This is a genomic window from Dryocola boscaweniae (assembly GCF_025215095.1).
GTDB classification, from domain to species: domain Bacteria; phylum Pseudomonadota; class Gammaproteobacteria; order Enterobacterales; family Enterobacteriaceae; genus Dryocola; species Dryocola boscaweniae.
In genome coordinates, this window is the sequence record NZ_JALHAP010000069.1 from 101,396 (window position 1) to 113,088 (window position 11,693).

The 11,693-nt window shown below is 52.9% G+C and carries 10 protein-coding genes and 1 riboswitch; of the genes, 8 read left to right on the forward strand and 2 right to left on the reverse strand.

Translation table 11 applies throughout. The annotated features are described in order from the left end of the window. Positions 1-10 precede the first annotated feature (10 nt). The 4 genes from argB to oxyR all read left to right on the forward strand — a co-directional run bounded on the left by argB (position 11) and on the right by oxyR (position 4,746). Positions 11-787 (forward strand): acetylglutamate kinase, encoded by a 777-nt coding sequence (gene argB / locus MUA00_RS03430; RefSeq protein ID WP_271121633.1) that lies wholly within the window; start codon positions 11-13, stop codon positions 785-787. Positions 788-828: 41 nt separating this feature from the next. Then, positions 829-2,046 (forward strand): argininosuccinate synthase, encoded by a 1,218-nt coding sequence (locus tag MUA00_RS03435; protein ID WP_271121632.1) that lies wholly within the window; start codon positions 829-831, stop codon positions 2,044-2,046. Between the two features lie 75 nt (positions 2,047-2,121). Further along, positions 2,122-3,495 (forward strand): argininosuccinate lyase, encoded by a 1,374-nt coding sequence (gene argH / locus MUA00_RS03440; RefSeq protein WP_271121631.1) that lies wholly within the window; start codon positions 2,122-2,124, stop codon positions 3,493-3,495. Between the two features lie 333 nt (positions 3,496-3,828). Continuing rightward, positions 3,829-4,746 (forward strand): DNA-binding transcriptional regulator OxyR, encoded by a 918-nt coding sequence (gene oxyR / locus MUA00_RS03445; RefSeq protein WP_271121630.1) that lies wholly within the window; start codon positions 3,829-3,831, stop codon positions 4,744-4,746. Here oxyR and sthA read toward each other — a convergent pair. Then, positions 4,729-6,129: a Si-specific NAD(P)(+) transhydrogenase gene (sthA, locus tag MUA00_RS03450; RefSeq protein WP_271121629.1), complete on the reverse strand. Its 1,401-nt coding sequence runs from the start codon at positions 6,127-6,129 to the stop codon at positions 4,729-4,731. The two genes, oxyR and sthA, sit on opposite strands and share 18 nt — an antisense overlap. 193 nt (positions 6,130-6,322) lie before the next feature. Here sthA and fabR point away from each other — a divergent pair, with 193 nt between their 5' ends. After that, positions 6,323-6,967 carry an HTH-type transcriptional repressor FabR gene (gene fabR / locus MUA00_RS03455; RefSeq protein ID WP_271121628.1) on the forward strand — a complete coding sequence of 215 codons (645 nt, stop codon included), beginning with the start codon at positions 6,323-6,325 and terminating at the stop codon, positions 6,965-6,967. A 10-nt stretch (positions 6,968-6,977) separates the two neighbouring features. Then, the gene (locus MUA00_RS03460; RefSeq protein ID WP_271121627.1) at positions 6,978-7,340 is read left to right on the forward strand and encodes a YijD family membrane protein; all 363 of its coding nucleotides are present in this window, start codon (positions 6,978-6,980) and stop codon (positions 7,338-7,340) included. Between the two features lie 39 nt (positions 7,341-7,379). On the opposite strand, the gene trmA is transcribed toward MUA00_RS03460, so the two are convergent. Then, positions 7,380-8,480, reverse strand: a complete 1,101-nt coding sequence (gene trmA, locus MUA00_RS03465) for a tRNA (uridine(54)-C5)-methyltransferase TrmA (protein ID WP_271121626.1) — start codon at positions 8,478-8,480, stop codon at positions 7,380-7,382. A gap of 118 nt (positions 8,481-8,598) precedes the next feature. After that, positions 8,599-8,783, forward strand: a riboswitch (cobalamin riboswitch). 70 nt (positions 8,784-8,853) lie between these two features. Between trmA and btuB the strand changes: the two genes are divergently transcribed. Together btuB and murI are read left to right on the forward strand one after the other, a co-directional pair. Then, on the forward strand, positions 8,854-10,725 hold the full coding sequence (gene btuB, locus MUA00_RS03470) for a TonB-dependent vitamin B12 receptor BtuB (protein ID WP_271121718.1): 1,872 nt from the start codon (positions 8,854-8,856) through the stop codon (positions 10,723-10,725). Next, positions 10,670-11,551, forward strand: coding sequence for a glutamate racemase (murI, locus tag MUA00_RS03475; RefSeq protein ID WP_271121625.1), 882 nt, complete (start codon positions 10,670-10,672; stop codon positions 11,549-11,551). Before btuB ends, murI begins: the two co-directional genes overlap by 56 nt. Positions 11,552-11,693: the final 142 nt, after the last annotated feature.

An 11,693-nucleotide genomic window follows, 5' to 3' on the forward strand; every position in this document is an offset into this window, starting at 1 on the left:
GCCGGGTGAAATGATGAATCCATTAATTATCAAATTAGGTGGCGTACTGCTTGATAGCGAAGAGGCGCTGGAGCGTCTGTTTACTACGCTTGCGAACTTTCGTCAGTCCCATCAACGCCCGCTGGTGATTGTGCACGGCGGCGGCTGCCTGGTGGATGAGCTAATGAAAAAACTCTCCCTGCCGGTGAAAAAGAAAAATGGCCTGCGCGTTACGCCTGCCGATCAAATAGACATTATTACCGGCGCGCTTGCCGGTACGGCGAACAAAACGCTGCTGGCATGGGCGAAGAAGCACGGCATCAACGGCGTCGGCCTGTGTCTGGGCGACGGCGATAGCGTGACCGTCACTAAACTGGATGAAGAGTTAGGGCATGTAGGTCGGGCAAAACCAGGTTCAGCTAAGCTGATTACCACGCTTCTGGAAGCTGGCTTCCTGCCAATCATCAGCTCAATTGGCGTGACGGCGGAAGGCGAATTAATGAATGTGAATGCTGACCAGGCGGCAACAGCCCTGGCGGCGACCCTGGGGGCGGATTTGATTCTGCTCTCAGACGTAAGCGGTATTCTGGACGGTAAAGGGCAGCGTATCGCTGAGATGACTGCTGCTAAAGCTGAGCAGCTCATTGAGCAGGGCATTATTACCGACGGAATGATTGTGAAAGTAAATGCGGCGCTGGATGCAGCCCGCACGCTGGGTCGCCCGGTGGATATCGCCTCCTGGCGCCATGCGGATCAGCTCCCCTCTTTATTTAACGGCGTGGCAATCGGCACCCGGATTCTGGCTTAGTTCTGGCCTGGTTTAGAAAAAGTATTTGAAGGAAAAAGACAATGGAAAATCACGGCATCAAAAAAATCGTTCTCGCATACTCCGGCGGCCTTGATACCTCAGCCATCATTCCATGGCTGAAAGAAAACTATGGCGGCTGCGAAGTGGTCGCCTGCGTAGTGGATATTGGCCAGGATCGTGACGATCTGAAAGGCGTTGAGCAAAAAGCCCTGCGCTCTGGCGCGACTGAATGCTATGTAGTGGATGCGCGTGAAGAGTTTATCAGCGACTACGTTTACCCGGTTCTGCAAACTGGCGCCCTGTACGAAGGCAGCTATCTGCTGGGCACCTCAATGGCTCGTCCGTTGATCGCAAAAGCGCTGGTGGACGTGGCGAATAAAGTCGGCGCGGACGCGCTGTGCCATGGCGCAACCGGCAAAGGCAACGACCAGGTGCGTTTCGAGTCCACCTGGGCTGCGCTGGCGCCGCATCTGAAAGTGGTTGCGCCGTGGCGTGAGTGGAACCTGCGTTCCCGTGAAGCCCTGCTCGACTACCTGAAAGAGCGCGATATCCCAACTACCGCGTCGCTGGAAAAAATCTACAGCCGTGATGAAAACGCATGGCATATCTCCACCGAAGGCGGCGTGCTGGAAAGCCCGTGGAACGCGCCGAATAAAGATTGCTGGGTCTGGACCGTCGATCCGCAGGAAGCGCCGGATCAGGCTGAGCAGGTCACCGTCACCGTTAAACAGGGCAAAGTTGTTGCTGTTAATGGCGAAGCGATGAGCCCGTTCAAATGTCTGGAAACCCTGAATGCGATTGGTTCTAAACATGGTATCGGCCGTATCGATATCGTGGAGAACCGCCTGGTGGGCATCAAATCCCGCGGCTGCTACGAAACGCCAGGAGGCACCATTATGATGGCTGCGCTGCGCGGCGTTGAGCAACTGGTGCTGGATCGCGATAGCTTCAAATGGCGTGAGCAACTGGGTCTGGAAATGTCCTATGTGGTTTACGACGGTCGCTGGTTCGCGCCGCTGCGTAAATCTTTGCAGGCTTCCGCCCAATCGCTGGCTGAAGAAGTGAATGGCGAAGTTGTGCTGCAGCTTTATAAAGGTCAGGTTACGGCGATTCAGAAAAAATCCCCGAACAGCCTTTATAGCGAAGAGTTCGCAACCTTTGGCGAAGACGAAGTGTATGACCACAGCCACGCGGGCGGCTTCATTCGTCTGTTCTCGCTGTCATCACGTATTCGTGCGTTGAACGAACTGAAGAAGTAATTAGAGTTTGATGGCGGGTGACGCTCTGCTTACCCGCCTTATAAAGTAATAAAGATAATTTTATGGAGCATGACTATGGCACTTTGGGGTGGACGTTTTACTCAGGCAGCAGACCAGCGGTTCAAACAGTTCAATGATTCATTGCGCTTTGACTACCGACTGGCCGAGCAGGATATTGTGGGTTCTGTCGCCTGGTCCAAAGCGCTGGTTACCGTCAATGTTCTGACACAAGCAGAGCAGCAAGAGCTGGAGCAGGCTCTGAACGTGCTGCTTGAAGAAGTGCAGGCCAATCCGCAGGCCATCCTTGAGAGCGACGCGGAAGATATCCACAGTTGGGTGGAAGGAAAGCTCATCGATAAAGTCGGTGCGTTAGGCAAGAAACTCCACACCGGCCGTAGCCGTAACGACCAGGTCGCGACCGATCTGAAACTGTGGTGTAAAACACAAATCAGCGAACTGCTGGCGGCAACTCGCCAGTTGCAGCAGGCGCTTGTGGAAACCGCGGAAGCTAACCAGGACGCGGTAATGCCGGGTTATACCCACCTGCAACGTGCGCAACCGGTGACGTTTGCCCACTGGTGTCTGGCGTATGTAGAAATGCTGGCGCGTGACGAAAGCCGTTTACAGAGCACCCTGGAGCGTCTGGACAGCAGCCCGCTTGGCTGCGGCGCGCTGGCCGGCACCGCCTATGAAATTGACCGTGAGCAGTTGGCTGGCTGGTTAGGTTTTGCCTCCGCGACCCGTAACAGCCTGGACAGCGTTTCTGACCGTGATCATGTACTCGAATTACTGTCTGACGCTTCTATCGGCATGGTGCATTTATCGCGTTTTGCCGAAGACCTGATTTTCTTTAATACCGGGGAAGCAAGCTTTGTCGAGCTGTCTGACCGGGTGACTTCAGGTTCATCCCTCATGCCGCAGAAGAAAAACCCGGACGCGCTGGAACTGATTCGCGGTAAGTGTGGCCGCGTTCAGGGAGCGCTCACCGGCATGATGATGACGCTCAAAGGTCTGCCGCTGGCCTACAACAAAGACATGCAGGAAGATAAAGAAGGTCTGTTCGACGCGCTCGACACCTGGCTCGACTGCCTGCATATGTCGGTGCTGGTACTCGACGGCATTCAGGTAAAACGCCCGCGCTGTAAAGAAGCGGCCGAGCAGGGTTATGCCAACGCGACCGAGCTTGCGGATTATCTGGTCGCTAAAGGCGTGCCGTTCCGTGAAGCGCACCATATTGTTGGTGAAGCCGTAGTGGAAGCGATTCGCCAGGGTAAAGCTCTGGAAGCGCTGCCGCTTGCGGATTTGCAGAAATTTAGCCCGGTAATTGGCGAAGATGTTTATGCCATTTTGTCTTTGCAATCTTGCCTGGATAAGCGCGCTGCGAAAGGTGGTGTGTCGCCTCAGCAGGTGGCATCCGCGATTGCTTATGCTAAGCAGCGTTTGGTTTAACACTCTTTTCAAACTCAAAGGTGGAAGGCGCTGCGCTTATCCACCCTATAAATACGTAGGGCAGGTAAGCGAAGCGCCACCTGCCAGATCTGAATAAATTCAAAGCAAAAAAAAGCGGACATCAAGTCCGCTAAAAGTTCACGTTGGCTTTTTATCATTAGTCAGGTCAGAGAACAGAGATTTCTCTTCAGCAGAACCATCCGGTGAGGGGGTCAAACATTTGGATGGTTCGTGCTGTTGCTGGCTATTATTCATATTCTCTCTTGATAGGGATAATCGTTCATTGCTATGCTATCTATCGCCATGGGCTATCATGGCGCTGGAGGATGGATAATGAATATTCGTGATCTTGAATACCTTGTGGCGTTAGCTGAACATCGTCATTTTCGTCGGGCAGCGGATGCCTGTCATGTTAGCCAGCCAACCCTGAGCGGCCAAATCCGTAAGCTGGAAGATGAGCTGGGCGTCATGCTGCTGGAGCGTACCAGCCGCAAAGTTTTATTCACGCAGGCAGGTTTGCTGCTGGTCGATCAGGCCCGTACCGTGCTGCGCGAAGTTAAAGTGCTTAAAGAGATGGCCAGCCAGCAAGGCGAGGCGATGTCCGGGCCGCTGCATATCGGGCTTATCCCAACCGTTGGGCCTTACCTGTTGCCGCAGATTATTCCCATGCTGCACAAAACCTTCCCCAAACTGGAAATGTATCTGCATGAAGCGCAGACCCATCAACTGTTAGCGCAGCTTGATAGCGGCAAGCTCGACTGTGCCATTCTGGCGCTGGTTAAAGAAAGCGAAGCCTTTATTGAGGTGCCGCTGTTTGATGAGCCAATGGTGCTGGCGGTGTATCAGGATCATCCGTGGGTCAACCGCGACCGGGTGCCGCTCTCAGATTTGGCCGGTGAAAAGCTGCTGATGCTGGAAGATGGGCATTGCTTGCGCGATCAGGCGCTGGGTTTCTGTTTTGAAGCGGGTGCCGATGAAGACACGCATTTCCGTGCAACCAGCTTAGAAACACTGCGTAACATGGTAGCGGCGGGCAGCGGGATCACGTTGTTACCGGCTCTGGCTGTGCCAAATGAACGCGAACGAGATGGGGTCGTTTATCTGCCATGTTATAAACCAGAACCGCGCCGTACGGTCGGTCTGGTTTATCGTCCAGGTTCTCCGCTGCGTAGCCGCTATGAGCAGCTTGCGGAAGCCGTCCGCACGCAGATGGACGGCCATTTTGACTCGGTGTTAAAACAGGCGGTTTAAGCCGTTTAACGCCGCTACCCGATAGGCTTCCGCCATCGTTGGGTAGTTAAAGGTGGTGTTAACAAAGTATTCAATGGTGTTGCCGCCGCCTTTCTGCTCCATTATCGCCTGGCCGATGTGAATAATTTCCGCCGCGCGTTCACCAAAGCAGTGAATCCCTAAAATCTCTTTCGTCTCCCGATGGAAGAGAATTTTTAGCGTGCCCACGTTCATGCCGACGATTTGTGCGCGAGCAAGATGTTTAAACTGCGCGCGACCTACCTCATAAGGCACTTTCATGGACGTTAACTGCTGTTCGGTTTTTCCGACAGAGCTGATTTCCGGAATGGTGTAAATGCCGGTTGGAATATCTTCAATCAGGTGCGCGTTAGCTTCGCCTTTGACCAGCGCCTGAGCGGCAATGCGGCCCTGATCGTATGCAGCAGAAGCAAGGCTTGGATAACCGATGACGTCGCCAACAGCATAGATATGCGGCTGCGCTGTCTGATACATACTGTTGACCTTCAGCAAGCCACGGCTATCAGCTTCCAGCCCGACATTTTCCAGCGACAGGGAATCGGTGTTCCCCGTGCGGCCATTGGCGTAAAGCAGACAGTCGGCTTTGACCTTCTTACCGGATTTCAACGAGACAATTACACCGTCTTCCACGCCCTCAATACTCTCAAACTCTTCGTTGTGGCGAATAACGACGCCGCTGTTCCAGAAATGGTAAGAGAGCGAATCTGACATTTCCTGATCGAGAAATGCCAGCAGGCGGTCACGCGTGTTAATCAAATCCACTTTAACGTTCATGCCGCGGAAAATTGACGCGTATTCACAACCGATAACGCCTGCCCCGTAAATAATTACGTGGCGTGGTTCGTGGTGCAAATTGAGGATGGAATCGCTGTCGTAAACGCGTGGATGCGTAAAGTCGACTTCTGGTGGACGGTATGGACGCGAGCCGCAGGCAATCACAAATTTTTCAGCGGTGATCATCTCGACCGAGCCGTCGTGACATTCCAGCGCGATGGTGTGTTCATCGACAAATCTTGCGTCGCCCTGCAACATTTCGCAGCGGTTACGCTCGTAGAAGCTTTGGCGCATGCGGGTTTGCTGGTTAATCACGCTGTCTGCGTGGTTAAGAATGTCGGCGAAAGAGGAGCGGAGAAGGTGGGTATGGTCGCTGTATAACGGGTTTTGGTTGAATTCTATAATACGGCTAACGGCGTGGCGGAGGGCTTTTGAAGGGATGGTGCCCCAGTGGGTGCAACCGCCGCCAACATTATGGTAGCGCTCAATCACAGCTACCCTTGCGCCAAGTTTTACCAGTCCCATTGCAGCGCCTTCGCCGCCCGGGCCGGAACCAATTACTACTGCATCATAATCGTAGGTGTGTGGCATGGTAAGGCTTACCTGTTCTTATACATAAAAGCAACATGATGGTAACATCATCAGCGGTATAACCCAATTATCCTTGTGCTTTTTCACTTGTTACGCGAGCAACGTCCCGTAAACAATCATTCACAATCCTGTATAAAAGCGGTAGCGTTAGAGTCTGATATAGTGCCAGTTCGGTTTGAGGTATTCAGGCAACATGATGGGTGTAAGAGCGCAACAAAAAGAACGAACCAGGCGTTCTCTGGTTGAAGCCGCGTTTAGCCAGTTAAGTGCTGAACGGAGTTTCGCCAGCCTCAGTTTACGAGAAGTTGCGCGTGAGGCAGGGATTGCGCCAACGTCGTTTTATCGTCACTTCCGCGATGTTGATGAACTGGGCCTGACTATGGTTGATGAAAGCGGCCTGATGCTGCGCCAGTTGATGCGTCAGGCTCGCCAGCGCATTGCCAAAGGTGGAAGCGTTATCCGCACTTCCGTTTCAACATTTATGGAGTTCATTGGTAATAATCCCAACGCTTTTCGTTTATTACTGCGTGAACGTTCCGGCACTTCCGCTGCTTTTCGCGCCGCAGTAGCTCGCGAGATTCAGCACTTTATTGCGGAACTTGCCGACTATTTAGAACTCGAAAATCGCATGCCGCGCAGCTTTACTGAAGCGCAGGCGGAAGCAATGGTAACTATTGTTTTTAGCGCTGGCGCCGAGGCGCTGGACGTTGATCCCGATCAGCGTCGTCAGCTTGAAGAGCGCCTGGTGTTGCAGTTGCGCATGATTTCAAAAGGGGCGTATTACTGGTATCGCCGGGAGCAAGAAAAAATGTCGCTGGCTCAATCATCCGAAGAGTGAAGGACAAGCAATGAAACAGTTACAAGAAAGAGGTACGCTGGTGCTGGCGTTTATCGCCGGCCTTTCGATTAACGGAACCTTTGCCGCGCTGTTCAGCTCGGTGGTGCCGTTCTCTGTTTTCCCGATAATTGCACTGGTGCTGACGGTGTACTGTCTGCATCAGCGTTACCAGAACCGAACCATGCCGATAGGACTGCCGGGAATTGCTGCGGCCTGCTTCGTGCTTGGGGTATTGCTTTATAGCGCTGTCGTGCGCGCTGAGTACCCGGCTATTGGCTCTAATTTCCTGCCAGCGGTACTTTCAGTCGCGCTGTTGTTCTGGATTGGCTTCAAAATTCGCGCGCGCAAAGCGCAGATATACAGAATAAGTTAGCCACGCTGTAAAAAAACGGACGCTTCGGCGTCCGTTTTGCTATTTACGCGTCAGCCAGACGCCGCATTCCATATGATGGGTGTAGGGGAACTGATCGAATAGCGCCAGGCGCGAGACTTCGTGTGTTTCAGTCAGCGTTTCCAGATTCTCACACAGCGTTTGCGGGTTGCAGGAGATATAAAGAATGCGCGGGTAGGCCTGCACCATCTTTACCGTATTGGCATCAAGCCCGCTGCGTGGCGGATCGACAAAAATCGTCTCGCACTGGTAGCTTTTCAGATCGATGCCTTTCAGACGATTAAACTCGCGCACGCCGTTCATGGCCTGAGTAAACTCTTCAGCCGCCATGCGGATGATCTGCACGTTATCAATTTCGTTGGCGGCAATATTGTACTGCGCCGCAGCAACGGACGGCTTGGCGATTTCAGTTGCCAGCACGCGGTTAAAGTTGCGCGCCAGCGCCAGAGAAAAGTTGCCGTTACCGCAGTACAGTTCCAGCAGATCGCCGCTTGAGTTTTTCGTCGCATCCAGCGCCCACTCCAGCATCTGAATGTTCATCGCCGCGTTTGGCTGCGTGAAGCTATTTTCCACCTGACGATAAACCATCTCTTTGCCCGCTACCGGCAGGCGTTCGTCGATGTAATCCTGATCCAGCTCGATTTTGGTTTTTGTCGCCCGGCCAATCAAATGAACGTTAAAACCGCGAGCGCGAAGTGAATCACGCAGGGCTTCAGCATGTTCGCGCCATTCCTCATCCAGCTTACGATGGTAAAGCAGGGAGACAACGGCCTGGTTACTTAGCGTTGTCAGATAATCTATCTGGAAAAGTTTATGGCGCAATGCAGGGATATCCCGTACGCCATCCAGCATGGCCGGCATCAAGGCATTAATAAGCGAGCTTGCCGCAGGAAAGCTGTCCACCCGAATTCGCTGTTTGGTCTGCTGGTCAAACATGATGTGATAAAGATCGTCTTCATCATGCCAGATGCGGAATTCCGCACGCATACGGTAATGGCTGACTGGCGAACGGAACACCTCCGGCGCAGGCGCGGCAAAAGGGCCCATCATGCTTTGCAAGCGGGCGACTTTTTCTGCCAGTTGCGCGTCGTATTGGTCAATCGGGAGATGTTCGGGGGTCATGGCGGCTACCTGTTATTGAAATCAAACTACGCGGCGATTTTAGGGAATACCCTCGCGATGTCCAGTCTCTTCGTCAGCAGAAGTTCAACTGGAAGTCTGGACTTCTATATGGCGATAACGGTAGCATGCGCTCTCCGGCCTCCTGAGAGTTAAAAGGGAACCCAGTGCAATTCTGGGGCTGACGCGCAGCGGTAAGGAAGCGTGGGATGAAAGCAAATATGCAGACACTGCTTATATAAGTGGGAAGTCCTCATCCATAAAACACCTCCAAGCCCGAAGACCTGCCGGTTTACGTCGCAATTGATATAACTATCGCGTGCTATCGGTTATGTCTGCGGCATCCTTGATTTGAAAGCGGATGCTTATATAAATGATGATAAAAAAAGTTTCGCTGTTTACGGCGTTGTCCGTAACGGCGTTTTCTGGCTGGGCGCAAGACAGCAATTCTGATGATACTCTGGTGGTGACGGCTAACCGTTTCCAGCAACCGGTCAATACTGTGCTGGCTCCGACTGACGTTGTCACTCGTCAGGATATCGATAAGTGGCAGGCAAAAACCCTCAACGATGTTATGCGCCGTTTGCCTGGCGTGGATATCGCGCAGTATGGCGGCCCAGGACAAGGCTCTTCTATGCTGATTCGTGGAACCAACGCCAGCCACGTTTTAGTGTTAATTGATGGCGTTCCTGTTGCACGGCCGGGCATTTCTAATACTGCCGACTTCAATCAAATCCCCCTTTCTTTAGTTCAGCGCGTTGAATATATTCGCGGCCCGCGTTCTGCCGTTTATGGTTCCGGCGCGATTGGCGGCGTCATTAACGTCATCACCCACTCTGATGAAGAAAAATCGCAGATTAACGCGGGAATGGGCTCAAAAGGTTATCAACAGTATGACGGCACGTTGCGTCAGCGTTTTGGCGATACCGTGGCGACGGTTGCTGGCTCATATGAATCAACTAAAGGCTTCAATGTTCAACCGCATTCCACCTACAGCGGCGACAACGATCGCGATGGCTCGCGGAAAAAAACGTTTTGGGGCGGCGTCGAGCATAAATTCAATGATGAGTTCGATGGCTTCTTCCGCGGCCGTAGTTATACCAATAATATCGACTACGATCTGGGCAGCACGCCATTTTCGCCTGCGTATAGCGCTAATGAAGAACAACTTTACAACCAAAGCTATGATGCCGGGATGCGTTTCCACTCCGGCATTTACTCTTCGCAGCTAATCGCCAGCTACCAGAAAGTGAAGGATTACAACTACAGCAGCGAGTATGGACGCTATAACGATGGCACCACGCTTGACCGCATGACCCAGCGCAATCTCCAGTGGGGCAATAACTTTGTCGTTGGGCAGGGCTCCATCAGCGCTGGCGTGGACTGGCAGCAGCAGCGTCTGTCCTCTTCTGATACAGCCATCACCGACACCTACAAACGTGATAACACCGGCTTGTACCTGAGCGGGCAGCAGCAGTTTGGTGATGTCACCGTGGAAGCGTCCGGCCGTGAAGATCATGACGAACAGTTCGGCTGGCACGGCACCTGGCAGACTGCGGCAGGCTGGGAGTTTGTTGAAGGCTATCGCGCCACCGTTTCCTACGGCACCGGCTTCCTTGCGCCGTCGCTTGGCCAGCAGTTTGGTTCCACGCGTTTTGGGATTGACTCCAACCCGAATCTGGAACCGGAAGAATCAAAGCAGTGGGAAGCCGGCCTTGAAGGCCTGACCGGTCCGCTGGACTGGCGCCTGTCTGCTTATCGTTACAAAATCCAGAATCTGATCGCTTATTACTCCGATCCGGTCACCTATGCTGGTGCTTATGACAATATCGACGCCGCAACCATTAAAGGCGTGGAGTGGACGGGCAGCATTGATACCGGCATCTTCACCCATAAGGTCACGCTGCAATATATTGACCCGCGTAACGATCAGAATGACGAAGTGCTGGCTCGCCGTGCGAAGCGCCAGGCTAAGTACCAGCTTGACTGGACCATGTTTAATGTCGATATGGATGTGTCCTGGCAATATTATGGGAAGCGCTACGACAACAACACTTCTGTTTATAACAACACTCAGCAAATTTTGCCGAGCTACAGCACAGTTGACGTGTCTGCTTCATATCCAGTCACCTCTCATCTGACCGTTCGTGGTAGAATCGCCAACCTGTTCGATAAAGATTACGAGACGGTTTATGGCTATCAAACCCCAGGACGGGAATACTACCTCTCTGGCAGCTATACCTTCTGATGCACGCCCCACGGTACTGGTCTTTGATTCCGGTGTCGGGGGGCTTTCAGTGTATAACGAGGTTCGGCAACTTCTGCCGGACCTGCATTACATCTATGCCTTCGATAACGTAGCCTTTCCCTACGGCGAAAAGAGCGAAGAATTTATCGTTGAACGAGTGGTGGAGATTGTCACTGCGGTTCAGGAACGTTATCCGCTGGCGCTGGCAATTATTGCATGTAATACCGCAAGCACGGTTTCCCTTCCCGCATTACGCGAAAAGTTCGTTTTCCCGGTTGTTGGCGTGGTCCCGGCTATCAAACCTGCAGCACGTATGACGGCAAACGGTATTGTTGGTCTGCTTGCAACACGCGGCACGGTGCGCCGTCCTTATACTCATGAGCTGGTTGCGCGATTTGCGGCAGAATGCAAAATCGAGATGCTTGGTTCTGCTGAGCTGGTAGAACTTGCGGAAGCTAAGCTGCACGGCGAACCGGTCTCGCTCGAAGAGCTTCGCAAAATCCTGCGCCCATGGCTGCGTATGAAGGAGCCACCGGATACCGTTGTATTAGGTTGCACTCACTTCCCTCTATTACAGGAGGAACTTTTGCAGGTGCTGCCGGAAGGTACGCGGTTGATAGATTCCGGTGCTGCGATTGCTCGGCGTACGGCATGGCTTTTAGAGCATGAGGCGCCAGAGGCTTTTTCAACCGATGAGAATATTGCTTTCTGTATGGCCTTTACCCCGGAAACCGCACAGTTAATGCCTGTTTTGCAGCGTTATGGCTTCTCAACGCTCGAAAAACTGCCAGTTTGCAACGGTTTTGCACAAAAAATCGACGCTTGAAAAGAAATTGCAAATTAGGGGTTGTCAGCTTCCGAAAAATCCCTATACTGCGCCTCCACTGACACGGCACAACGGCTTACAAACCGGCCCGTCAGGCGGACGAAAGCGAAAATAAACGCTTGACTCTGCAGGAGGAAAGCGT